Annotated in this window: 19 protein-coding genes; 13 read left to right on the forward strand and 6 right to left on the reverse strand. The window is 47.7% G+C overall.

Annotated elements, in window-relative coordinates; translation table 11 throughout:
- Positions 1–40: 40 nt before the first annotated feature.
- Positions 41–973, reverse strand: a complete 933-nt coding sequence (locus AC1DXC_RS12635) for a tetratricopeptide repeat protein (RefSeq protein WP_477459505.1) — start codon at positions 971–973, stop codon at positions 41–43.
- 179 nt (positions 974–1,152) lie between these two features.
- Here AC1DXC_RS12635 and AC1DXC_RS12640 point away from each other — a divergent pair, with 179 nt between their 5' ends.
- Complete coding sequence (locus AC1DXC_RS12640) at positions 1,153–1,455, forward strand: hypothetical protein (protein ID WP_477459506.1); 303 nt, start codon at positions 1,153–1,155, stop codon at positions 1,453–1,455.
- A gap of 173 nt (positions 1,456–1,628) precedes the next feature.
- On the opposite strand, the gene AC1DXC_RS12645 is transcribed toward AC1DXC_RS12640, so the two are convergent.
- The 5 genes from AC1DXC_RS12645 to AC1DXC_RS12665 all read right to left on the reverse strand — a co-directional run bounded on the left by AC1DXC_RS12645 (position 1,629) and on the right by AC1DXC_RS12665 (position 5,895).
- Complete coding sequence (locus AC1DXC_RS12645; protein WP_477459507.1) at positions 1,629–1,904, reverse strand: DUF4342 domain-containing protein; 276 nt, start codon at positions 1,902–1,904, stop codon at positions 1,629–1,631.
- A 174-nt stretch (positions 1,905–2,078) separates the two neighbouring features.
- Positions 2,079–2,969 (reverse strand): type IX secretion system protein PorD, encoded by an 891-nt coding sequence (gene porD, locus AC1DXC_RS12650; RefSeq protein WP_477459508.1) that lies wholly within the window; start codon positions 2,967–2,969, stop codon positions 2,079–2,081.
- Positions 2,966–4,168 carry a bifunctional phosphopantothenoylcysteine decarboxylase/phosphopantothenate--cysteine ligase CoaBC gene (gene coaBC, locus AC1DXC_RS12655; RefSeq protein ID WP_477459714.1) on the reverse strand — a complete coding sequence of 401 codons (1,203 nt, stop codon included), beginning with the start codon at positions 4,166–4,168 and terminating at the stop codon, positions 2,966–2,968. Before coaBC ends, porD begins: the two co-directional genes overlap by 4 nt.
- 435 nt (positions 4,169–4,603) lie before the next feature.
- On the reverse strand, positions 4,604–4,936 hold the full coding sequence (locus tag AC1DXC_RS12660) for a DNA-directed RNA polymerase subunit omega (RefSeq protein WP_477459509.1): 333 nt from the start codon (positions 4,934–4,936) through the stop codon (positions 4,604–4,606).
- Between the two features lie 26 nt (positions 4,937–4,962).
- Positions 4,963–5,895: an outer membrane protein assembly factor BamD gene (locus AC1DXC_RS12665; protein ID WP_477459510.1), complete on the reverse strand. Its 933-nt coding sequence runs from the start codon at positions 5,893–5,895 to the stop codon at positions 4,963–4,965.
- A 269-nt stretch (positions 5,896–6,164) separates the two neighbouring features.
- Here AC1DXC_RS12665 and AC1DXC_RS12670 point away from each other — a divergent pair, with 269 nt between their 5' ends.
- From AC1DXC_RS12670 to AC1DXC_RS12725, 12 genes are all read left to right on the forward strand, one after another.
- Positions 6,165–7,898, forward strand: a complete 1,734-nt coding sequence (locus tag AC1DXC_RS12670) for a DUF6377 domain-containing protein (protein WP_477459511.1) — start codon at positions 6,165–6,167, stop codon at positions 7,896–7,898.
- 348 nt (positions 7,899–8,246) lie between these two features.
- Entirely contained in the window at positions 8,247–11,201 is a 2,955-nt protein-coding gene (locus AC1DXC_RS12675) for a SusC/RagA family TonB-linked outer membrane protein (RefSeq protein ID WP_477459512.1), read from the forward strand.
- 7 nt (positions 11,202–11,208) lie between these two features.
- A complete protein-coding gene (locus AC1DXC_RS12680; RefSeq protein ID WP_477459513.1) occupies positions 11,209–12,693 on the forward strand; it encodes a RagB/SusD family nutrient uptake outer membrane protein in 1,485 nt (494 codons plus the stop codon).
- 15 nt (positions 12,694–12,708) lie between these two features.
- Positions 12,709–13,788 (forward strand): SusE domain-containing protein, encoded by a 1,080-nt coding sequence (locus tag AC1DXC_RS12685; protein WP_477459514.1) that lies wholly within the window; start codon positions 12,709–12,711, stop codon positions 13,786–13,788.
- A 67-nt stretch (positions 13,789–13,855) separates the two neighbouring features.
- The gene (locus AC1DXC_RS12690; protein WP_477459515.1) at positions 13,856–15,226 is read left to right on the forward strand and encodes an alpha-amylase family glycosyl hydrolase; all 1,371 of its coding nucleotides are present in this window, start codon (positions 13,856–13,858) and stop codon (positions 15,224–15,226) included.
- A gap of 139 nt (positions 15,227–15,365) precedes the next feature.
- The gene (locus AC1DXC_RS12695) at positions 15,366–16,391 is read left to right on the forward strand and encodes a GntR family transcriptional regulator (protein ID WP_477459516.1); all 1,026 of its coding nucleotides are present in this window, start codon (positions 15,366–15,368) and stop codon (positions 16,389–16,391) included.
- 140 nt (positions 16,392–16,531) lie between these two features.
- Positions 16,532–17,611: an L-rhamnose/proton symporter RhaT gene (gene rhaT, locus AC1DXC_RS12700; protein ID WP_477459517.1), complete on the forward strand. Its 1,080-nt coding sequence runs from the start codon at positions 16,532–16,534 to the stop codon at positions 17,609–17,611.
- Between the two features lie 149 nt (positions 17,612–17,760).
- Positions 17,761–18,144: an RNA recognition motif domain-containing protein gene (locus AC1DXC_RS12705; protein ID WP_477459518.1), complete on the forward strand. Its 384-nt coding sequence runs from the start codon at positions 17,761–17,763 to the stop codon at positions 18,142–18,144.
- A 565-nt stretch (positions 18,145–18,709) separates the two neighbouring features.
- On the forward strand, positions 18,710–21,847 hold the full coding sequence (locus tag AC1DXC_RS12710; protein WP_477459519.1) for a SusC/RagA family TonB-linked outer membrane protein: 3,138 nt from the start codon (positions 18,710–18,712) through the stop codon (positions 21,845–21,847).
- An 11-nt stretch (positions 21,848–21,858) separates the two neighbouring features.
- The gene (locus tag AC1DXC_RS12715) at positions 21,859–23,163 is read left to right on the forward strand and encodes a RagB/SusD family nutrient uptake outer membrane protein (protein ID WP_477459520.1); all 1,305 of its coding nucleotides are present in this window, start codon (positions 21,859–21,861) and stop codon (positions 23,161–23,163) included.
- A gap of 24 nt (positions 23,164–23,187) precedes the next feature.
- The gene (locus AC1DXC_RS12720; RefSeq protein ID WP_477459521.1) at positions 23,188–24,615 is read left to right on the forward strand and encodes a DoxX family protein; all 1,428 of its coding nucleotides are present in this window, start codon (positions 23,188–23,190) and stop codon (positions 24,613–24,615) included.
- Between the two features lie 31 nt (positions 24,616–24,646).
- A complete protein-coding gene (locus AC1DXC_RS12725; protein WP_477459522.1) occupies positions 24,647–26,161 on the forward strand; it encodes a hypothetical protein in 1,515 nt (504 codons plus the stop codon).
- Positions 26,162–26,361: the final 200 nt, after the last annotated feature.

The raw sequence follows: 26,361 nt of genomic DNA on the forward strand, positions 1-26,361 counted from the left end.
CTCCGTATGTATGCACGAATCTCGGAAGACGAAAACCCGACTAAGCGACGTTACCTGCCGCTTTTCTCTTCCACACAATGAACGCCAGAATGATACCAATCACCGCCCCCAAGCCGGCGTAAACGTAAGTTCGCGTATTGCTTTTCTTATAAACAATATTGGGAACGGATATGCTTTTTGACTGTTTGCTGTACGCGTTACAAGTTGCCAACCGCAAATTGAGCAGTTTATCGTCACTGTAACCGTATTCTCTCGCCAACACGTAATCTGCTATCGCCACACGATATTGCCCCCGTAAAAAGGTAATGTTGGCCAAATCAAACAACAGTTGCCCTACTATTTTATCCTTTGGTTTTACAAATGAAATCCGTTCATTCAATTGGTAGTATAATGCCGAAGACAAAGAGTCCAGTGCTTTCAACCTCAGGTCGGTACGGGGTATGCTATCCGTTCCAAAATCGGTATTCAACAAAAATTTAGAATTGGTAAACGGCTCGCCATTGATTTTGGCTTTTAGGATATTGACGTGTATCCATTCCGAGCCATTGTGCGATTGGGGATCAAGACTAAGGGCTTTCTCTATCCAAAATAAAGCCTTTTTGTTCTGTCCGTCCAGTTCGTATGCAGTGCCTATATTAGAAGCTGTTGAATAGCGGTTGGGTTCCGTCATTTCAATTTCCTGATAAAGGGAGATTGCTTTTTTGTATTCGCCAAGTACAATGAGCACCAGCCCTTCGTCTGATAGGATGCGGATATCTTCGTTTATCCGGTACAGGCTATCGAGCCTTGCTACTGTTCTTTGTAAATCTGCCCGGCTACGTTCTCTGAAATTATGGCCTTGCGGAGTTGCATTGTTATAATCCATATACAAAAAGCTGCCATCCCACAGCTTTAGCATCTCGCCGTTCAAACACGCAAAGCTTTTTCCGACTAAACAGAGGGTAATTACGGCAATAAATAATGTTTTCTTCATTTCGAGGGCGATAAGGTGCTTAAAGATAGCTTTTGGTTATGAAAACAACAACTCGTATAATCGCTAAACATTGCCGTAACTTTGCAAAGGGCCCACAAGCCGGGGCGCTTGCAGCAGAGAGCATTGATAGATGTTTTTTTCTCCCTATTTTGCTAACCAAAACCACTATAATCCTGTCCATGCTTTATTACACCCAACTCATTTTTATAAAACCAGGCTGCGAGGAGGAGTTCCATGCATTCGAGGATAAGGTATTGCCGCTATTAAGAAATCATAATGGCGTGCTGGTGTACCGCATCAGGCCGGATGCAGGTGCGTTTGTGGAAAGTAACGAGCCATTACCCTACGAAATCCACCTGGTAACCTTCGGCAGTAAAGCCGATTTCGAAGGCTATAAAACCGACCCGAAGCGCCTGGCTTTTATGGAAATGAAGGATAGGGCGGTGGAGAAGATCGTTTTGATTGAAGGGGAGGTGTTATAAAATTAAAGAAATGTCATTGCGAGCGATAGCGTGGCAACCCCATAGGACATTTAACGGCCATGCAAAGCATTGGCGCTTATCCAATGAGGTTGCCGCGTCGCTCCTACAACACTATCCCGCGCCGCTCCTCGCAATGACATAGTTTATAGTACGTTGCCTTATCAGGCTTTTACTTAAAACTTAGTAATCTCTTCCTTTTCCTCCGGCGCGTCGCCTTTGCGTTCTACGGTGATGGTACACTCGGTTAACAAAGCCGCTGCTGCACCTACTGCTGCAAAAATTGGCGCTACCAACAGGCCAACCAGGCCGTAGTTAACCGGGAAGCTCATGATTTCTTTGCCATGGCTATCGGTAATGGTGATTTTGGTTACGTTGCCTTCTGCTATTAATTCTTTTACTTTTTTTACGATGCTCTCTCCATTGATAGAGAATGATTCTTTTGTTGCCATAATATATAGGTAATTGGTTTTAAATGTTTTGCGTTTTTATTATTGGACTGGGGGGCAGCAGAATTGTTACAGCGGAAGATTGAAGCAAGAATCAAGAGCCAGGAACCAAGACAGGAAAACTGTGATTCACAAATTTGCTATTCTTGTCTCTTGATTCTTATCTCTTGTCTCTAATTATTTCAACGTTTCGTACTTGTTTCCGTTGCTTGGGTCGGCCTGCAGCAGTATGTTCATGGCCTGCGCCTTTTCGGGGCCAAAGGCTTTGCTAAAGATCGAAACAAACTCATCATCCTTAGCAGTAAAAAACGCCAGCGGGAAATAGGAGCCGATGCGTTTACGATCTACCTGTGTAAGCTGCGGCAATATGGCACTGATTGATTTGCGGGCCAGCACAGCATTGTTGGCCATCATATCCAGGCCGTTGCGATGATAATCGTATATAAAGCTGCGGAGGCCGTTGTACAGCTTGTTGTTCAGGTTCTCTGATAACCAGTACCGGTTAAGGTTGCTGTCGAAAGCTTTCCAGCCTTTAAAGGATGCGGTTTGCGCATTGGTAACTACGGTTTGCGCCTGCGCGAAGTACTGGCTGCCACCATAGCGCGAAAAGGAATCATAATCTAAGCCCACGATGACGTAAGCGTAAAAAGCCATTACCGAGCTAAGATTGTTCTGGAAATTCTGGTCGCTGTAATCGATGGTTTGGCCCTCGGTATAGCTAAAATCCACGTCTCTGTCGTTAATGTTGAGCAGCGTGCTGGTATAGCTGGAGTTATATACGGGGCGCGATGATTGCACCTGCAGCTCTCCGCTGAAATTGCTGCCGCCATCCCAACTGGTAATGTTGAGTACAAAGTTGCAATCGATACGCTCGTTTGGGGCAATGGCATCGGCGGCCCATTTGCGGCCGTTGAGGAAATCTTTCATGGCAGTTTCCAGCGTGCTGAAAACGCGTTTGTTGCTTACCTGTATCTTGGGTGTAAGTATTTTTACCCGCGCGTTCAAATCCTGCGCCTGCGCGAGGCAGCAACAGAACAAAAGGGCGGTGATGAGCAGGCAGCGTTTCATGGTTTTAGCAGTTGGATAAATTTAGCACAAATATCCTTTGCCACCTCATTTTTATTTTTGAGGCCGAAGGTGGTTTTCACCAGGGCCTTATCAATCATCGTAATTTTGTTGGTGTCGCCCTTAAAACCAGCCCCGACATCGTTAAGGGAGTTGAGGATAATCATATCCAGGTTCTTGCTTTTCAGCTTTGCGATAGCATACTCTTCCTCGTTATTGGTCTCCAGGGCAAAGCCAACCAACACCTGCCCGGCGCGCTTTTGCTGGCCAAGGGTTTTTAGGATGTCGGTAGTCTTCTTCAGTTCGATATTAAGCCCGCCATCCTGCTTCTTTATTTTTTGTTCGGCTACTTCCAGCGGCGTGTAGTCGGCCACGGCTGCGCTCATAATGCAGCCATCTATATGGTCAAAGTTCGCCAGGCATGCGTTCAGCATATCTGCCGCGCTGGTAACATCTATGCGCTTTATGCCCCGCTGCCGGCTTTGCTGGGCTGTCGGGCCTGCTATTAGGGTAACGTCGGCACCAAGCGCAGCCAATTCATCGGCAATGGCAAAGCCCATTTTGCCCGATGAGTGGTTGCCAATGAAGCGAACGGGGTCTATAGCCTCATAGGTAGGGCCGGCTGTAACCAAAACTCTTTTATTTACTAAGGGAAGTTTCTGTTTGATGTCGGCCTCTATAAAGGCTACGATCTCTTCCGGTTCTGCCATGCGACCCTCGCCATGCAAGCCGCTGGCCAGTTCGCCGCTGCCGGGTGGGATGAGGATATTGCCGAATGCCTGTATCCTGCCAATATTATCCTGGGTGGCATCGTGCTTCCACATGTCCAGATCCATAGCAGGGGCAAAGTACACCGGGCATTTTGCCGAAAGGTAAACGGCGGTAAGCAGGTTATCTACCAATCCGCCGGCCATTTTAGCCATGGTGTTGGCGCTGGCAGGGGCAATGATCATCAGATCGCCCCAAAGGCCAAGCTCCACGTGGTTGTTCCATTCGCCGGTTTCGGGTTTGAAGTATTCGCTGTAAACGGGGCGTTTTGATAGGGTAGAGAGCGTGAGCGGCGTGATGAAGTTGGTGGCATCGGGCGTCATCACTACCTGCACCTGCGCCCCGGCTTTCACCAGCAGGCGCACCAGCGTAGCCGTTTTATAAGCTGCTATGCTGCCACAAACAGCGAGGATGATTTTTTTAGATTCAAGCATAATGGCAAGCCCCGAAGGGGGGGTAATATCGAACACCGAATGCTGAATGTCGAATAATGAAGTGTTTAGCTTCATAAGTGTTCGGAGACTTAAAGTTCGTTTCTTGTCGCACGCATATTTTACTCACCCCGACGGCCCCGTATACACGGGGCGTCGACCCTCTCTGCTGCGCAAAGAGGGTGAAGAAAGAAGCAAAAGTAGCCCCAATTTCTCCCCTTCTTTGCGAAGCAGAGAGGGGGAGGGGGGTGAGTCGACTCACCGCGCGGACATCAGCTTTAAGGTTTCGAACACTTCAAGCCTTAACTTCGGCAATCATTATCCGACATTCAGCATCCGATATTAAAAAATAAAAGTAAACAAAAAAACTCCCATAGGGAGTTTTTAATATCTGCGTGCTTCCAAGCGCTACCGCTAACCAGCGGAGACCGGGGGCGACTATACTTCTTTTGCCGGGTTACGGTAGTATATCTTATCCTCCAAAAATTCCTGAACGGCTACCAGGGTAGGTTTAGGCAATTTTTCGTAGTATTTTGATATCTCTATCTGCTCGCGGTTTTCGAAAACTTCTTCCAGGTTATCGTTTGCCGATGCAAATTCAGAAAGTTTCTGGTGTAATTCTTCCTTTATGTTGTTCGATATCTGGTTTGCCCTTTTTGACATAATTACGAGCGACTCATAAATATTGTCGGTTTTCACATCCAGTTCACGCAGGTCACGTGTTACGGTGCTGCTGGCTACAGCTGGCTTAGTGGTGTTGGTGGTGCTCATATCTGTTATTTAAAATTCTTTATGTATTAATTCGGTATTTTTTGCTTGTCCCTATCTTTTATAGATGGCGGCTGCGAGCCGGCGGTAGTATCTTTATTAGCTACTTTGGCGGCCAGTTTTGGGTTGAACGCCAGTTCGGCAAGTATCCTTTTGGCAGTTACGATGCCTTGCTCGCTGTCTTTTTTATAATCGGCAGCATCTTTTAAGTATTTACTGGCCGGGTATTTTTCTGTAAACTGATCGGCATAAGTTATTACCAGGCCAAAACGCTCTTCCTGGCGTTGCTCGCTGCTCACTTTAGCGTATTCGTACTGTGCTTTAATAGTTAAAAACTCAAGTTCCTCGGCATATTTGGTATCCGGGTAATCGCGCAGGGTGTTGTTGAACGCTATAGTTGCTGCCTGGAAATCTCCGATGGTTAGGTAAAGCTTAGCATTTTCGTAAGCTTTGCGTTCCAGCTTGTCGCGCAGGTTCTGTATCAGCTTGCTTGCCTCGGTAACACGGTCGCTCTTAGGGTAAAGGTTAATGAACAACTGCAGGCTTTCGATGGCTTTGGTAGTGTTTTCCTGATCCAGCGAGTATATTGGCGAATCGAGGTAGAAGCAATACGCGGCAATAAAGCGGCACTCTTCAGCACGTGGGCTGGTAGGGTAGGTATCGGCAAACGTTTTAAAATGGTAACGTGCCGAGGTATAATCTTTCAGCTTATAGTTGGTGTAAGCGTAATAGTAATACAGGTCTTCCGCGCCGGCACGGCCACGATAGATGGTAACCAGATCCTCAAACAAGCCAAGGGCCTTGCTGTAATCCTTTTTGTTATAAAACTTTACCGCTTCGGAGTATTTCTTGGCGTTATCGTTACTCGCTTTTAGTTTCTCGTACTTGCTTTTACAACTGCCAAGGGCAATAAGTAATAACAGCATTACGCCCGAAACAAAGTGAAGTTGCTTTTTAAACATTTTGCAAAGATAGTTGAATATTATAAATCAGTCAATTATTTATTTAGTAGCCCGGGGATTGCTTTTTAAGTTCTCCATTCCTCTTCTTGTGCGGGTTGCTGCCGCGCACGGCCGGGGAACCGCTTTAACGGACGAATATATAACGACGTTTCCGCTCCTTGCATATATGGCGCATGTATTTAACATCTTTTAACGGTTGGGGGGGTCATAAACCATCAACGATGAACTCTCATCTTATTTATTAACTTTGGTTTTACAGTAACATAAGGATGCAGCGTACAGGCAAGCAAGTAGTTAGGAAGGGTAGGGCCATAGGTCGGTTTTGTGTATCGGCCTGCCTGTTGTTTGGGCTGAGCTTTGCCGGACAGCTAAGCGCCGCCGATGATATCGACAGCCTGCAGCGGGTTTTGAACCGTGCCATCGAAAATAAGCCCCAAACCGAGCAGGCAAAATTGCGGCATATCCAAACCTTAAAAACGCAGTTAGCAAAAGATTATACCAATTTGAGCGCACGCTACGTTAATTACCAGCGTTTGTTCGATGCCTATAAATCCTTCGTGCACGATTCTGCCTATGTATACTGCCAGCGGCTAAACACCTGCGCCCACCTACTTAAAGATGCCAATAAAATAAACTATGCTAAGGTGAATATGAGCTTCGTGCTGGTTTCTGCCGGGATGTTCAAAGAAGGGCTGGATACCCTGAACAGGGTAGAAGTAAAGCAACTGGATGCTGCCCAGCGTTACGAATACCTGTTTCTGCAGGCCCGCAGCCATTTCGACCTCGGCGATTACGATAAGATAGACGATTATTACCAAAAGTACAGTGCTATCGGTCTTGCCTATTGCGATTCTATCATCAACTCCACCCGGCCCGGCACCTATGAGTACCTATCGGCCATTGGGCTCAAGGCCTTGCGCACCGGTCGCTACCAGTTTGCGCTGGAGCCTTACACCAAAATAATGCGGATGCCGCAATCGTACCAGGATAGTGCAATCAACTTCAGTTGCCTCAGTTATATATACAAGGAACTCAACAAACCGCAACTGGCCCTCAGTAACCTGATGCGGGCGGCCATCATCGATAACACCCATTCTACCAAAGAGGCGGTTGCCCTTACCAACCTGGCCGAATACTACTACCAGCAGGGCGATGCTAAAACGGCCTTTACTTATATCAACAGCGCGATAGATGATGCGAACTTTTACGGTGCCCGCCACCGCGAGGCGCAGATAAGCAGCATTATGCCCATTATCCAAACGGAGAAGATAAACGGAATAGAAAAGCAGAAGCAATCGCTCATCATATACGCATCCATCATTACATCGCTCATCGTGGTGGTTATCATATTCAGCGTTATCACGGTGCGTCAGCTCAAAAAGCTGCGCATAGCCGATGAGGTTATCGTGAACAAGAACCAGGAACTGAACGTGGCCAACAACTCGCTTACGCAGGTAAACAAAGTGCTCGATGCCACAAACCGCTCTTTATCAGGCATGAACACCAAGCTGGATGAGGCCAACATGATTAAGGATGAGTACATCGGCTACTTCTTCAATATCCACTCAGATTACATCGAAAAGCTCGACAGGCTGAAACGCAGCATCGATAAGAACATGAAAGAGAAGCGGTACGAAGAGGTTACGCTGATTATCAATAAGCTCAACACTAACTTCGAGCGCGAGAACCTCTCGCATAGCTTTGATAAGGTATTCCTCAATATCTTCCCCAACTTCGTTGACGATTTCAACGCCCTGTTCCATGCCGATCAACGGGTGCATCTCCACAACGGCGACTTGCTCAACACCGAGCTGCGCATTTTCGCCCTGATACGTTTGGGGATAGACGAAAACGAAACCATCGCCAAAATTTTGAACTACTCGCTCAACACCATCTACACCTACAAAACCAAAGTGAAGAACCGTTCCTTCGTACCCAACGAAGAATTCGAGGAACGCATCATGCTGATAAAGGCGGTAAAAGAAGTCCCCGATTTTATTTAACTGCCGGCACCGGCACCTCTCCATCCGAAGCCGCGACGCCCGCACGCCAAAAGCCATTTTCCGAGGCTCAAAAAGCCTTTAAAAGCACAGATTTTTAAAGAAAAACACCGAAAAAACTCGGGAAAACACAGGTTTCCGGTTTTTCATGCATCGCGATTTTCTATATATTCTGACGCGATTTTATCTTTTAAATAATTGATTTATAGCGTTATAAAAAGAGCGTTGACCAATTATTTTTAATATAGCCCTCCGGCTACGTAAACAACAGCCTTAGCCCTCCTATATCTTTGGACAAGCCAAACCGACGCGATCTGTCGGCTGGTAAACCAATTAAAAAACCAATTTTCTATGAACAAAGTTTACTTATTTAAGTACGGCCTGTCCGTGCTGTTCCTTATTTGCACGTTAACAACTTTTGCCCAGAAAGCGCGCTTCAGCGGCACTGTTGTAGATGAGCATAACCTGCCTTTACCGGGCGCAACCGTGGCCGTAAAAGAAACCGGCCAAACCACTTCGGCCGATAAAAATGGCGCTTTCAGCATCGCCAACAGCAACCTGCAAACGGTTACTGTAACCATCAACTTTTTGGGTTATGATGCTGCGGAAAGGGTACTGGTTGCAAATCAGCCACTTAAAGTTGCCCTTGCACCTAACCAACGTTCGCTTGCCGAAGTAGTGGTAGTGGGGTACGGAACGGTGAAGAAAACCGACTTAACAGGTTCAGTATCAACCATCGGCAGCAAGGACTTGAACCCCGGGCCAATTACCAACCCGCTACAGCAGCTGGCAGGTAAAGCCGCAGGCGTAAATGTTACCCAAACGGGCAGCGAACCCGGCACAGCACCGAGCGTGCGCATCCGTGGTACCACTTCGCTTATCGGCGGGAACGACCCATTGGTGGTGATTGACGGCGTACAGGGTAATATGGACCTGTTCAAACAAGTGCCCCCAAGCGAAATAGAATCAGTAGATGTGTTGAAAGATGCCTCTGCTACAGCTATTTACGGCTCACGTGGTGCGCCGGGTGTTATCATTGTTACTACCAAAAAGAACCGCAACGGTAAATCTACCGTGGAGTATTCTACCAGCGTTTCTGTTGACGTAATCGGCAAGAAACTGGATTTGCTGAACGCCGACCAGTGGTGGGAGCAGGCCCAGAATTACGGTGTGCCGGCATCTGCCAACCACGGCTCTAATACCGATTGGTTTAGCCTGCTTACCCGCAACGGCTACACCCAAAACCATACGCTGGCCTTCGGCGGGGGGGCAAACAGCTTCAACTACCGTGCATCGTTAACGGCTATTTTGCAAAATGGTATCGTTATCAATTCCAACTACAAAAACTATATCGGCAGGATAACCGCTACCCAAAAGGCTTTGGATGATAGGCTTACGTTGACAATGAACCTGAACAGCGGTATAGATAACGCCCGCTACAGCCCGCCAAGCATAGGCCGTGCGGCGTTTACATCTAACCTTATCAGCAACGCGTACGTTTCTAAGCCGACCGACCCCGTACTGAATGCCGATGGGAGCTATTATTCGGATCCTAACGTTTTTCAGTACATCAACCCTTATGCGGTGGCGCAAACCGTAAAGAACGATGTAAAGGCCAACAGCCTGTTCGGTAGCTTACGTGCCGATTTGCAGCTATACAAAGGCCTGTCTGCAGGTTGGTTTGGCAACTGGCGCAAGGTAGATGGCAACACCGGTTATTATTTGCCGGCCATGTCTACCGTATCTACAGCTATCGATAATCAGGGTATTGCCAATATCAGCAACTATCATCAGGACGAGAAACTGAGCGATATCAGCTTAAGTTACAAAACAGATTTCGGCAAGCATCATTTAGATGCGATAGCGGTTTACGAGTACCAGATACAAACGTACAACGGCAATTTCTCGCAGGCTAAAGGCTTTATCAACGACATCGCCACCTATAACGCCCTGCAATTAGGTGACCTGAGTAAAGTAACCCCCGGCGATTTCTCATCCTACAAAAACGACCGTAGTTTGCTATCATATCTGGGCCGCGTAAACTATTCTTTCGCTAATAAATACTTGCTTACAGCCAGTTTCCGCCGGGATGGTTCATCGGTATTCGGTGCTAACCACAAGTTCGGTAACTTCCCATCGGCATCTATCGCCTGGCGGCTGGATCAGGAAGGTTTCATGAAGAACCAGCGCGTGTTCAGCTCATTGAAACTGCGAGGCGGCTATGGTGTTACCGGTAACCAACAGGGCCTTGCCCCGCAAAACTCGCTGCAACTGGTTGGCTACTCGGGCGTTACGTACTTCGGAGGACAAAGCATCACCAACTTCGTCATCAGCCAGAATGCTAACCCGGATTTGCGTTGGGAAACCCGTAAGCAGGCTAACATCGGTATAGATTTCGCTATCCTGAACGACAGGCTGAGCGGTACTATTGATGCCTATACCGCAAAAACAGACAACCTGTTATACAACTATGCTGTTCCGCAGCCGCCATATCCTTATGGCAGCATCGCAGCCAACGTAGGTAGCCTGCAAAACCGCGGTGTAGAACTTACTTTAAGCTACACCGCCATCAAAAACGCTACTACTACGCTTACGCTTGCGGGCAACGCATCGTACATTAAAAACAAGGTGCTTAACCTAAGTGGCTCTATCAACGGCGTACCGTTGAATACCGATTACGTGGGCTGGGGCGGCAATTCGTACCTCATCAAAGGCAAACCGATTGGCACCTACTACATTTTGCAGCACAAAGGTAAGGATGCCTCCAACGCCGAAACAGTAGTAGACCAGAACGGCGATGGCATCATCGATCAGGGTAACCAAAGCCCGGATAGAGTGTTTGAGGGTTCGGCCATGCCTACTTATACCTACGCATTTACGCCAAGCTTCCGGTACAAAAACTTCGATGCATCTATGGTGTGGAGAGGGTCTGGCGGCAACAAAATCTACAACGGCATACGCCCAAGCTTCAGCTATTTCGAAAACCTGGGAAAATCTAACGTGCTGGCGAGTGCTGTGCCGCTGGGCTTGTTTACCTCGCAATACGGGTCGGATTTGTGGTTAGAGAACGGCGCGTTCCTGCGTTTCGAGAACCTCTCGTTCGGTTACAGCATCAACACGGCTAACAACAAATACATCAGTTCGCTGCGCGTATCGTTGACCGGGCAAAACCTGGCCTTGATAACGGGCTACACCGGCGTGGACCCCGAGATAAACCTGAGCGGCGGTAACGGCACCGGCTACGATGGCGGTATTTACCCGCGTACGCGTACTTTCTCTGTTGGATTAAATGTGGTTTTAAAATAATACGATCATGAAAAAAATATTAACGAGCATTTTAATCATAGGCCTTGGCGCAGGTTGCACCAAGGTTAATGAAAAGGTGTATGATAAATACCCGGCAGGGGAGTTCTATGGCTCTGCAAAGGGGGCCGATGTTGCGCTGGCGAATGTGTATTCACAAGTAGGCGGCAACTGGGGCGGCGTGGGCTATGCCGGCGCGGATAACGGCTGGTACGATCTTAACGCCATGAGCAGCGATGAGCAGGTGATACCCCACCGCAACACCGGCGATTGGCAGCTTGATTTTGCCATACTTTACCAGCGCCAATGGCTGCCCAACATGGGCATCATCAGCAACACCTGGAACTGGCTGTACAAATCTATCTACACCGCAAACCTGGCGGTAGACCAATTGACCAGCTCGGGCGCCGACGCATCAAAAATTGCCGAAGCTAAAACCCTGCGCGCTTTCTTCTACTATTTGCTGATAGACGATTTTGGCTCGGTGCCTTTCTATACCGATAACAATATCACAGTAGATAAGTTGCCGCAGGCCAGTCGCGCCGACGTGTACAACTTCGTTGTAAAGGAACTTACAGAGAACATAGATAAGCTATCTGAAACCAAAGGCGGCGAATACTACGGCAGGTTCAATAAATGGGCGGGCTACGCACTGCTGGCAAAGGTTTACCTTAATGCCGAAGTGTACACGGGCACCGCGCATTGGCAAGATTGCCTTAATGCCTGCAACAAGATAGCAACCGGCGGTTTTTCGCTGCATCCGGGTGGTGCAAACGCTGCTAGTCCGCTGGGTTACCAGTATTACGAGCTTTTCGGCAACCAAAACCCTACCGACGAAACCATCCTGTCTATTTACGTAACGGTTGATATCGTATCGCGCAACATCCTCAGCATACGCAGTTTGAACGGGCCTAACTTCCAGGCAACCTTCGGTTACAGCGGGTGGAACGGTTCGATTATCCCGCAGGAGTATTACGATAGGTACGACAACGCCGACATCCGCAAGAAGCAGTTCCTGATAGGCGCGCAATCGGGCGGGGTGAATTACAGCGAAACCGTAAGCTCTTTGGATGATCCGGGCGCGGCACCCAACGAGGGCGTACGCGACCTTAAGTTTTACCCTGTTGCCCCTATGAACGGCGGCGGCGCGTCAAACGATTTCCCTATTTACCGTTATGCCGATATATTGCTGATGCAGGCCGAATGCAACGTGCGTTTGGGTAATGCCGGTGCGGCCAAGCCATTTGTAGATCAGGTGAGGCAGCGCGCAGGCTTAGGTGCCTTAGGCGCAAACCCAACGCTTACCGATATATACAACGAGCGTGGCTTCGAGCTTAACTGGGAAGGCCACCGCAGGCAGGATATGATCAGGTTCGGAACGTTTACCCTGGCGCATGGCTTTGTGCCTGCCGTGGCCGATTTCCGCAAGCTGTTCCCTATCCCTACCTCGGCGTTGAACACCAATCCATCGTTGAAACAAAATCCAGGTTATTAACCCATGATATCCATTATGAAAAAGTTCATATATCTCTCATTAGCAATATTATGCTGCCTGGCATATGGTTGCAAAAAAGATGCTGTGCTCACCAAGCTGCAAACGGTGGGCTTCGGTTCGTCGATTACCGCCTCAACCGGCGCAGTAACCCTCACCAACGCCAATGATACCACATCGGTGCTCACGCTGTCGTGGCCGGCCGTTGCCTATCCCATCAAAGCATCGGTTACCTATACATTACAGGTAGATGTACCCGCCGATACCGTAGGTACAGCAGCCTGGGCAAACGCCAGCAACATTACCATCGGTAACGATGCGCTAAGCAAATCATACAAAGGCAAGGACCTTAATGCGCTGGCCATATCAAAAGGGCTGGCAACGGGCGCAGCTGGTACGCTGGTTTTCAGGGTACGCGCTTACCAGGACCAATATGCTTTTACCAAACCGGTAGTGGTAGCCGTAACGCCTTATGCGGCAGCGCCTGTTATACCGGTGCTGTACATACCGGGTGCTTACCAGGGCTGGTCGCCGGGTACGGCGCCGGTGGCGGCAGCATTGAAGCCTAAGATTTACGAAGGCTACGTGTACATGCCTACGGCAGATAACTACTACTTCAAATTCACCAGCTCGCCCGATTGGGACCATATTAACTATGGCGATGCAGGCGGCGGCACCATTACCGAAGATGGCCTGGCCGGTGGCCTGGTTTCGCCGGGTCCTGGCTACGTGCAGGTTGCGATCAACCTCAATGCTAAAACCTGGAGCGCAGTGCCTACCACATGGGGCATCATTGGCGATGCTACGCCAGGCGGATGGGGCGGCGATACGGATATGAGCTACGATCCTGCCAAACAAGTGTGGACGCTTACCTGCGATATGCTATCTACCGGGTCCTTCAAATTCAGGGCGAACCACCAGTGGGTGATAGATTTTGGTATCACTAAAGGCGAGGGCAAATTAGTTTACGCAGATAACCCGGTATTTGGTTACAATGGGGATTTAGATAACCTGAGCGTGCCAACAAGCGGCAATTACACCATTACGCTGGATCTGCACGACCCAACCAACTACACTTACAAGTTAAAGAAAAATTAACGCATCGGGCGGCGGCTTGCTGCCGCCCGATATTAGCCAACAAAAAATGAGCCATAACATTAAACAAATGATAACTAATACGTTATTGGCGTTTGTTATTACTTTTTTCAGCTTTTGCAAAAAGGATGATAAAACCCCCGCCATTGTTCCCGATAATTCTTACCCGCAGTATGGCACTGCCTACACGGGCGTAGTAAATGCACAGGATGCCATTATTTACCAGGTAAACCTGCGTGCCTTTAGTGCCGATGCCAGCTTTAAAGGCGTAACCGCACGGCTTGATGCCATTAAAGATTTAGGCGCCACCGTAATTTACCTGATGCCGATTTACCCGGTTGGGGTGCTTAAATCTGCAGGGGGGCTAGGCTCTCCGTACGCGGTAAAAGACTACAAGGGTGTCAATACCGAATTTGGTACCCTTGCCGATTTGCAGGCACTGGTAGCCGCTGCGCACGACCGTAATATGACCGTTATACTGGATTGGGTAGCCAACCACACCAGTTGGGACAACGCCTGGATTTCTAACAAAAGCTGGTACAAGCAGGATGCGAAAGGCAACATCATAGCGCCGCCGGGTACCGGTTGGACGGATGTTGCCCAGTTAGATTATACCAACAAGGACATGCGTACCGCGATGATAGATGCCATGAAATATTGGGTTTACACCGCCAATATCGATGGTTTCCGGTGCGATGCGGCCGATTTCGTGCCTTTCGATTTTTGGAAAGAAGCGAACGATGCCTTACGCACAATCACCAGCCACAAATTGCTGATGCTGGCCGAAGGTACCCGTAACGACCATTTTAAAGCGGGCTTTAACCTGGTTTACGGCATGGGTTATTACTCTGTCTTGGAAAGCAAGGTTTACGGTACAGGCGCATCGGTAACCGCCCTGCAGGATTTGAACACTAGCGAATATGCTACGGCATACCGCGGTTCGCAAGTGGTGCGCTACATTACTAACCACGATGTGTACAACAGCGATGGCAACCCTATAAACCTTTATGGCGGTAAGAACGGTTCGCTGGCGGCATTTGTGGTAACCGCTTACATGAAAGGCGTGCCCATGATTTATACCGGCCAGGAAGTGGGCACCACCCGCGGGATGGATTTCTTTTACCACACCCCGGTAGACTGGACCATAAACACCGATGTGACCGCCGCCTACAAAAAGATACTCAACTTCAGGAAAAACAGCGATGCCCTCAAAAACGGCGAGCTTGCGGTGTACAGCAGCGATGATGTGGCCGCCTTCACCAAGTCGACTGATAAAAAGAAGGTACTGGTAATAGATAACCTGCGCAACAATAACGCAACCTACAACCTGCCCGCAAGCATAAGCAAAACTGGCTGGAAGGATGCCTTCACCGGCGCCACGATTACTTTGACTGATAAGGTGTTCCTTACGCCATACCAGTACCTGGTGCTTACGCAATAACATCAAGCATAAACCTGACGATTGATTTTTTGATTGGTAGTATTTTAAATTGGTAACGCCCCGGGATGAGATCCGGGGCGTTTTTTTGCCTGTATATGTGGCGGCTTGCCATAAATGTTTATAGCTTTGGCTCATTGGTATGAAGAATTTCCTGAAGATAGTAGCCATTGATGAATACTCCATTACGCCCAAGTATGCGCAATTGGTGAACTCTATTTTGCGCGGTATAGAGTTGGGCAGCATTGAACTGGGGGATATATTGCCCTCAATAAACGATTTCAGCACCGCGCTGGAATGCTCACGCAATACCGTTGAGCGGGCCTACAAAGAGCTCAAAAAAATGAAGGTGGTGGAATCTGTGGCGGGCAAGGGCTACTTCATTACCGGGCATCAGTTTAAGCAGCCGCTGAAGGTGATGCTGCTTTTCAACAAGCTGAGCAGCCATAAAAAAATAATGTACGATGCCTTTGCAGATACGCTGGGCGGCCACGCAGCTATCGATTTTTACATTTACAACAACGATTTCAACTTCTTCAAAAAGCTAATCGCGGATAAAATCAATAGCTACGATAAGTTCGTCATCATCCCGCATTTCATCGAAAGCACGGGCCGTGCCAACGAGGTAATCAACACTATCCCGAAGGAAAAACTGATACTGATGGATAAGTTGGAGCCGGGCGTAACGGGCGAGTTTGGTGCTGTGTATGAGGATTTTGCGCGTGATATATATCAGGCGCTGCAATTGCTGCTGGATAAGCTGGCCAAATACCATACGCTCAAGATTATCTTCCCCGAGCATTCTTACTTTTCGAGGGATATTTTATCGGGTTTCCTGAAGTTCTGCCGCCAGTACGCTTTCGAGTATCAGGTAATCCCCTCGCTGGAAGGCGAGGTAATCAAAAAAGGCACCGCCTACGTCAACTTAACCGAGGCCGATTTAGTGGAACTCATCGAACAGCTCATCCTTTCTAAAATTACGGTGGGTACCGATGTAGGGGTGATATCTTACAACGAAACGCCCATAAAGCGGGTTATCCTCAATGGCATCACCACCATCTCTACCGATTTTAAGCTGATGGGCGAAAAAGCCGCCGAACTGGTGCTCAACAATTCGGCAGGGCACATCGTTATCCCCTTCCAGGTAATCAACCGAAATTCCCTATAAATTTCGGTGCTTTTCTGTGTTTTTCGGAAATAAATACGGCAGTATCTTCTATCTGACGCAACGGGGATAGTTGAGGACGGTTGTGTAAATGCTTAACCCTATTTTGCCGGTATATTATAAACCCAACCAGTTTTTAAATCATGCAGGTAATTTTAGGTGTTGTGTTCCACTTCATAGGTGGCTTCGCGTCGGGCAGTTTTTATATCCCCTATAAAAAGGTAAAAGGCTGGGCCTGGGAGAGCTTCTGGATAGTAGGCGGTATTTTCTCCTGGCTCATCGTTCCGCCCATTGCGGCCTGGCTCACCATACCTCACTTTACAGATATCATCAAAGCAACCGACGGGCAGATATTGTTGCTTACCTACTTCTTCGGCTTGCTGTGGGGGATAGGCGGGCTTACCTATGGGCTTGGCGTGCGGTACCTCGGCGTATCGTTGGGCAGTACCATTATATTGGGCTTATGTGCGGTATTCGGGTCCATAATTCCGTCGCTATATTATAATTTTTACCCAAAAGAGGGTAAGGATACTTTCAGCATGATGCTGCATAACCCCTGGGGGCAGTGTGTGCTTGCGGGAATAGTGGTATGCGTTATTGGCATCATCATCTGCGGCAGGGCAGGTACTTTGAAAGAAGCCGATCTGGCTAAAGGTCGGGCCGATGTAGCCGACAATAAAGATTACCGTTTTGGGTTGGGGATATTTGTGGCTATCGTATCCGGCGTATTGAGCGCCTGCTTCAATTTTGGTATAGAGGCCGGTAAAACCATGGCCGATACCGCCAACGAGGTATGGAAAGCATCGCACCCCGGGCCGGGGAACTTCCTGTACCAGAATAATGTTACCTACGTGGTTATTTTATGGGGCGGGCTAAGCACCAATTTCATATGGTGCATGATATTGAACGCAAGGAACAAAACATTCAGCAACTATACCGATAAGCAGAAACCGCTGCTGAAGAACTACCTTTTTTGCGCCCTTGCGGGCACCACCTGGTTCCTCCAGTTCTTCTTCTACGGCATGGGCGAAAGCAAGATGGGCAACGGCGCCAGCTCCTGGATACTGCACATGGCCTTCATTATCCTCATTGCCAATACGTGGGGCCTGCTGCTGAACGAGTGGAAAGGCGTGGGCAAAAAGGCCCGGTACACGGTTATGGCCGGCATTGCCATCATCATCCTGTCTGTACTCATCGTAGGCTATGGTAATTCGCTTAAATAGGATGCAGATTAAGTGTCTTTTGATGCAATGTAATACAAATTGTAATGTTTAACTTTGCAGGCAAATACATCTACAGAATTTGATATTTGCCAAATGCCCCGCGGTAAATTATCTTTTATTTACCTGATTTAGTACACATTACAATAGAAATGGTTAAAATATTCGTTAGTGGTTTTTCGTTGGATATAACCGAAATGGAACTTGTTCAGATGTTCGACCCGTATTGCCGCGTGGTGACCATCAAAATAGTGAGAGATAAAAAAACAAGGATATGTAAGGGCTATGCCTTTTTAGAAGTAGCTACCGAAGAGGATGCAGAAAATGCTGTAAACGAGCTGGATGGCAGCCCGATAGGCGACCGTTTCCTGACCGTGAAGATTACCCGCGAAGAAGACGTAAAGAAGAAGCCTGCACCGTCATCTTTCAGCAGGAGGCCTGCGACAACTTCAAATTACGCAAGGGTTGAACGCCAGCCCACCGATGCCGTGTCGGGTACAGGCTTGAGGCCAAGGCGTCCGCGCAACAATAAATAAACCAATATACATAGGAAATGGCAAAGGCCTTCGATATTTCGGAGGCCTTTGCCATTTACAGCAATTGAACAGGGCGATTATACCTGCAACGCTTTTAATACCTTGAACCAATACTCGCTTCTTAAGAAAGTCGTCGTTTTCTTGTTTTTAAAAATAGTTAGTCTATGGATTTGGTAGATTAAATATTATTATTTATGTTTGCCCCGCAACATGAAAACTATTACAATAAATACAAATGCTACCCTTCCCGGGGTGGTTGCTTTAAATCAAGCGATGCCTGCCCCTGCAGGTGTTTGTTTGATATGTTGTTGCTGATCAATAGCCACATTAAATAGTGGTTACCTTAAAGCAGCCCAATAAGGCTTGCTAAACCACCACACAAATAATCCCCCAAAGTTCAACCTCCAAACGCAATGTGTTAACCACGACATAAAAAAACAAACCGGCAAGGAAGCCTTGCCGGTTATACGAAATGACAGGCCGGCTACGTAACGGCAATCACACACCAGCCTTCATTCTCAGCCAAGCAAATAAAATTCATCATTCACTTAACCATGTTAAATATATGGAAATATTTATCCATGCCAAATCTTCGCGGATAACACTCCTGTTTTCTCTTTTTGCGCTCTTAAATCTTAGTTCATTCATAGCATCGGCGCAAACGCCAACTACGCCCATCATCAACTCGAAACTAAATGGGAGGGTAACAGATGCTGTTACCACCGAGCCGCTGCCCGGCGCAGTTGTGACTATAAAAGGTACTACCCATGCGGTTGCTACAGATGCTGATGGTCGTTTTAGTTTCATCACCGGCCAAAAATTCCCTTACACGCTGGTGATTACTTTCACCGGTTTTGATAAACAGGAACTGGTGGTAGATGGCAGCCCTGTAGAAATAAAGCTGAAAGCCAGCCTTAATCAATTAAACGATGTGGTTGTGGTAGGCTACGGTACGCAAACACGCAAAAGCCTCATTGGCTCGGTAAGTAAAATAAGCGCACAGGAAACTAAAAACACCCCTGTTGCCGGTTTTGACGCACAGATACAGGGTAAAGCTCCCGGTGTGCAAGTGAACACCATGTCGGGCATGCCGGGCGAAGGTGTGCGCATCGTGGTACGGGGTACTGCATCTATTAACGCCAGTAACGACCCGCTATTTGTTATAGACGGCATCATAGCCAATAACAATTCACTTGCCACCATCGATTTGGGCGGCAAGAAAACTTCGCCGCTTGCAGATATCAACCCTGCCGATATTGAAAGTATCGAAGTACTAAAGGATGCCAGCGCCATTGCAATATATGGTTCGCGCGCCTCAAACGGGGTTGTTTTGGTTACCACTAAACGCGGCGAGTACGGTTCAGACAAACCCAAGTTTAATTTAAATACCTACAATGGTTTTCAGTGGGCCGATAAAAGCCGTTTATGGAAACTTACCACCGGCCCCGAACATGCCGAGCTGGTAAACGAACAGTGGATTAACTCGGGCATTGATAATCCCGCGCTAAACCAAAACTTTGCCAACAGGCCTTTCCGCCCGGCAAGTGAAGTGATCAACGGCGTTGCCGGTCGTGGTTTACCGGAAGAGCAGCAGACTTATGATAAAATGAGCGAAGAGTTCCGTACGGCCAAAGTGCAGAACTATGATTTCAACGTTACGGGCGGCAGCGCTAAGATCAGGTATTACATAGGCACCGGGTACACCGATCAGCAATCTATCCTAATCCCTGCTGATTTTAAACGGGCCAGTGTAAAGCTCAATTTCGATATAAAACTGAGTAAGTACCTCACCTTTGGCTCAAGCAACGGCGTGTATCACTCCATCCGCCAGCAAGTGCGCGATGGTGCGGGCCAGGCTGCCGGGCATTTATTAGCCGCCCTACACTCGCCAACTTACCTGCCTATTTATAACCCCGATGGCACCCTTGCCCGCGGCTCGCTTTACGAGAACGTAGAAAATCTGATCAATACCGATATCACCGATATTTCTACCATCAGCACCCGCTACGTTGGTAACCAGTTTTTAGAGGTGAAATTGCTGCCGGGTTTGAAGTTTAAAACTTCGGTAGGCCTTGATTATGACCTTTACAAAGAGGGGGAGTACTTCAATGATCAAACCATTACCGGCGGTGTTACTTTCCCCGGGGGCTACAAAAACTCGGTTATTACCAATTACACTATTTTCCAGAATGAGCAAACGTTATCATACACCAAGGATCTTGGCGGGCACCAAAGCCTGAATGTATTAATTGGTAACAGCATCCAAACCACCACGCTGGATGCTACGGGCGCTACCGGTTACGGGTTCCCAAATAATTCCTATAAGGAGATATCATCGGCGGCCGTACGCACCTCATCAGAAAATAAATCAAAATCAACTATCGCGTCATTTTTTGGTAGGGTAAACTATAACATCAGCGAGAAGTATTACTTCGAAGGCTCTATCAGGGCAGATGGCTCGTCCAAGTTTGGTGCTAATAATCGCTGGGGTTATTTCCCGGCTGTTGGAGCTGCCTGGAGAATAAAAGAAGAATCTTTCCTGAAAGATAACAAAACCATCTCCGATCTTAAGTTCCGCGCAAGCGTGGGGCAGGCCGGCAACCAAAATGGTTTGAACGATTATGCGGCACAAGGTTTATGGTCGGGTGCGGCGCAATACCCGGATAACCTGACAGGCGGCTCTAAAGCGGGTACCGCACCAGCACAATTGGCCAACCCCGATTTGAAATGGGAAACCACCACTACTTACAACGCCGGTATCGACCTGGGGTTATTTAACAACCGTGTATCGATAGATCTTACAGGCTATTACAAATACACTAAGAACGCATTACTTAATTTACCGGTACCTACATCAACCGGTTATTTAAGCACCCTTGCCAATGCAGGCGAGATCAGCAATAAGGGTATTGAGATAGGTATTAATACAACCAATATTAAAGTTGACAAGTTTGAATGGACAACCAATTTTAACTTCTCCCGCAATATTAACAAAGCCGAAAAACTGGCCAGCCCCATCACTTTTGAGGCCCGCGAATACCTGCGCGATGTGCAGGGTGCACCGCTACAGAGCTTTTGGCTGTACAAGCAATTGTACGTAGACCCGCAAACCGGTAACGCGGTATTCCAGCATGCCGATGGTACAACAGGAACCACCGTAACTTCTGCCGACAGGATGCTGCTGGGTACACTTTTCCCTAAATTCTATGGCGGTATCACCAATACTTTCACCTACCGCGATTTTGATCTGAGCGCGTTCTTTGCCTTTCAATATGGTAACAGCGTATTCAACTTCAACAAATACATTTTAGAGGGTGGCGGTACCCGCGATGCATCACGCTCTATTTTGGCCAGCCAGTTGAACAGGTGGACGGCACCCGGACAAATCACCAATACGCCGCGCGTAACCAGCGTTGGCAACAACTACAACATCGAGCAAAATAGCCGCTACCTGGAAGATGGCTCCTTCATCCGCCTTAAAAACCTGGTGGTAGGATACACATTGCCAAAAGCATTAACCAATAAATTTAAAATAGAGCGCCTGCGGGTTTATGTACAGGGCACAAACCTGTTACTGTTTACCCATTATACAGGGCCCGATCCTGAATCATCCGGCAGTGGCGTAGCCAACCTGCAGGGAGTAGACACTGCCACGCCACCGCAGCCGGTGGGCGTTCAATTTGGCGTAAACCTCACTTTTTAACACCAAAGCACATGAAAAAGATATTAATACTGATAACTGTAATAGCCGGTATCTCGCTGCAATCCTGCAAAAAATACCTGGAGGTGCCATCATACAACCAGGTATCTGATGAAAATACCATATTTGATGCCGCATCGGCACAAACTGCCGTGCGGGGCGCTTATCGTGGCCTTGCCAGCTTAAACTATAGCTCAACTTTTCAAAACGTCGTGCTGCAATCGGGCGGTGACGTACGCTCTATTAATAACGCGCAAACCGACCTTAACGTAATAAACTACAGCCTACGCTCGGATATTCCGCTGCTGCTAACCCTATGGGCCAATAATTATAATACCATTAACCGCGCAAACCACATTATCCAAAAGGTACCGGGTGTAACTGATATTAACCTAACGCCGGCGCTTAAAGATCAGCTTTTGGGCGAAGGCTACTTCATCAGGGCGATATCGTACTTCGACCTTGCCCGCTTGTTTGGTAACGTGCCCATTTTTTTAACGCCAACCAATGTAGTGGCCGATAAGGTAGGTACGCCAAAACGCACGCAAGCACAGGTTTACGCCCAGGTGCTTGATGATCTGAACAAAGCCGAAGCGTTGTTGCCTGCCACTGTGGTACGTAACCGCGCTACTAAGTTTACGGTTTATGCATTGCGTGCACGCCTTAACCTGTACCTGCAGAAATATCAGGAAGCCGAAAACGATGCGAGTTTAGTACTGGCAAATGCCGGCTACAAGCTAAACACGCCCTTTGCTTTAGCCGCCGGTACAACCGAATCGGTTCTGGAATTGTCTTATAATACCACCGACCTTAACCCTGCATTTTCTTTATGGAACGGTAATAACCGTGCGCTGGAACCAAAAGCAACCCTTTATAACCTGCTTAACGACCCAGCCGTTGGCGGCGGGCGTAAAATACTGGCAACAAAAACAGGGACGGCAATTTTTGGCGGTATTTCGCCAACAAACGTATCTGCCGGTTATGTGATCCGCACAGCGGAATTATTCCTGATCCGTGCAGAAGCACGGGCCAAAAAAGCAACGCCCGATCTTACCGGTGCTTTAGCTGATTTGAACGCCGTAAGGGTACGATCGGGTATTGCCGCCAGTACAGCGGCCACTGCCGACGATATTTTGCTGGCAGTAGAAAACGAGCGCAGGGTGGAGTTTGCCCTGGAGCCGCAACGCTGGTTTGATTTGGTGCGTACAGGTCGCGCACCAGCCGTGCTAAGCCTTAGCGATGCCAACAAATACATTTTTCCCATTCCCGGTGCCGAAATATTGGCTAACCCGGCATTAGTACAAAACCCCGGTTATTAATCATCACAATAAAAATTAAAATTTATGAGCGAAGCACTAACCAATAAAGCGCAATCCCCGGTAGGGAATTGGCTGCACCGGCTTGGCGCACATTTAAGCAGTATTGCTAAACCAACGCAGGTTTTTAAAGAATGGAAGGGCTGGCAGCTAAGTCTCTTCCGGTTCTTTTTCATCTTCCTGGTGCTGCTAAGCGTACCCCTCGACTGGAAGTTTTACCGCGAGCTATTCAGCATTAACTGGCTGCACCTTAATTTTTACGATCTGCTAAAGCTTACCAAATACCAGCCGCAATTTATTGCGCAGGAAAACCTTCCCAAGTTTGGCTGGGGTGGGTTTGTTAACTGGGGAATAAGTGTGGCAATTGCACTGGTGGGTGCCATTGTTTGGGCCAGGCTGGACAGCAAACGCAAAGAGTATAGTATTTTATATTACTGGCTGCGGGTAATTGTGCGTTACAGGCTGGCGGCAGTGCTTATCACCTACGGGTTTATCAAGCTTTTCCCGCTGCAAATGCCTTATCCATCGCTAAGCGACCTGCTTACCAACTACGGCGATTTCTTTGCCTGGAAGATCTATTTCCAAACGCTTGGAATCTCACCCAATTACGAATCGTTCTTAGGTTTTATCGAGGTGCTGGCTGCCTTCCTGCTGTTTAACCGCAAAACGGTGACCTTTGGGGTGGGTCTGATATTCGGCTTTATAGGCAACGTGGCCGTGGTTAACGGCTTTTATGATGTGGGCGAACAGGTGCTGAGCACTTACATTGTTTTGATTGCGGCTTTCCTGTTTGTGTATGATATTCCAAGGCTGTACGACTTGCTGGTGCTGCAAATCCCCGCTTATGCCAATAAACTGGTACCCGTTTTTGCTGATAAAAAGCTGCGCGATACGCGGAGGGTATTACGCAGCGCATTCCTGCTTTTTGTACTGGTATTCGCCTGGAAAACCTTTGATAATTTCCATAACGATCCTTATAAAATTCCGCGTACACCGGGTTTAAACAAGGCTTACGGTTATTACGATGTGAAACAGTTTGTGTTGAATAAGGATACTATCCCATATTCTAAAACCGACCATAACCGCTGGCAGGATGTGGTGTTCGAAAAATGGTCTACCCTTACCATAAAAGTGAATCGCCCGGTGAAAATTGATTTTTCGAGCGGGGAGGGGTATCACGAAAAAGATATCGACCGCAATTACGAACTGGCCGGGCATGGTGGCCGGCATTATTTTTATTACGAAGCAGATACCGTTAAACACACGCTTGCCCTGCAAAATAAAAACATTAACGAGCGCGCCGAAAAACTGTTCCTCACCTACAACCGCCCTAACGACTCGACCATTGTGCTAAACGGTATCAACGAGAACCGAGACTCTATCCACGTGGTGCTTGGCAGGATAAACAAAAAATATATGATGCTGGAGGGCCGCCGCAGGGCCGTTAAAATTTAAGCTATTCGATCATCACATAAAATCAAAAGATATGTCAGAATTAATTATTCACCCCGATGAAGTACAGGAAGTGCCTGTAAGTCATCAACCTGAAAAAGCGGTAGAGCCTGCCCGGCCAAAAGCCTGGACGCTTACCCAAAAAGTAGCCTTCAGAATAGGTTTCCTGTACATGCTGTTTTTGTGTATCCCGCTGTATTCGGCGTTTTACCAGCACTTGTTTAGCTTAAAGTGGGGCAAGATCACTTACAATGATTTTCAAAGCATTGTAGCCTTTTGGCCGCCACAGATCATTACCATCGAATCGGAAGAAGGGGTGTTCGGTATACTCAACTACATCAACCTGATACTGCTTTTTGCAGGCTCGGTTGTTGGTGCAGGAATTTGGACAGCTATCGACAGGAAAACGCTTTCTTATGATAAGCTATACTATTGGATAAGGGTGCTTGCCCGCTACCGCCTGGCTTATGGTATGATAGGCTGGGGTTGTAAAAAGATCTTCCCGATGCAAATGGTTTACCCAACAGTAGGCATGCTGAACACGCCTTTTATTGATATGGCGGAGAAGAAGCTGTATTGGTCGCACGTGGGGGTATCCTTTGGGTACACGGTGTTTTTAGGCTTCGCGGAGTTTATTCCGGGCATCTTGCTACTTCACCGAAAAACATCCGTTTTAGGCGCTGCGCTGGCTGCCGTAGTTACCTTTAATATTTGTATTGCCAACCACGCGTATGATGCAGGTGTAGCAGTACCGGCGGCTTATTTTGCAATCATCGGCGTATTTATTACCTGGTACGATCTGCCAAAAATATGGAACCTCATCGTAAAGGAGCGGGACAATTTGCAGCCCTATCATTACTACCCTGTATTAAACCAAACCTGGCAACGCCGCCTTAAAGCAGCCACAAAAGCTGTTTTTAATATCGCCTTTGTGCCGGTAACAGTTGCTTTATGGGGCTACGGCTTTTTTTATGGCAATAACTACAATATCCCCAGCACACCGGGCCTGCCCGATGCTAAGAGCTATTACCAGGTAAGTGAGTTCAGGCTTAATAATAAAGTGATCCCTTATTCGCCAAAAGATTCTATTCGCTGGCAGGATGCGACCTTCGAAGGCTGGTCGTCCTTAAGTTATAAAACCAATCGCGGAGCGATTGCAGACCGGATGATAGGCTACTCGCCGCTAAGGGTAACCCAAAGTAAAAACAGGAAATTAAACGAGGCGAGTTCGCAAAATGCCGATAGATTGGCCAGGCAAAACAAGCCACGCGATTTGGGTGTAACGCGATGGGAAGTAGGTGGTATGTCGGGCGAACGGCGGTATTTTTACTACAAGGCCGATACGGTTAAACATATTCTTTACCTGCAAAATAAAAACATCCACTACAAAAACGAGAAGCAGGTTTTGCACTATAGCAGGCCAACGCCAAACCGCATTATTTTAAGTGGGATAAACGAGTTTAAAGATTCTATTTACGTAGTTTTAGACAAGGACCCAAAGAAATATCCGCTTGTAGAAGGCAGGCAAACGAGTATAAAATCCTTTTAAATTATATAGTAGGGATGGCTTGTACTCTGTGGTAAAAATTAACCGCAAAGTGCGCAAAGAAGGAACCGCAAAGAAACACAAAGTTACTCGGTAGAGAGTTTTTCACGTAAAAACGTAAAGAATAAAACTGTAATTATAATTGATTGTGCAACCTTGTACACTTTGCAGAGCTTTGTGTTTCTTTGCGTTCAAACGCAGCA

It is taken from the genome of Mucilaginibacter sp. P2_D11, from assembly GCF_056404435.1.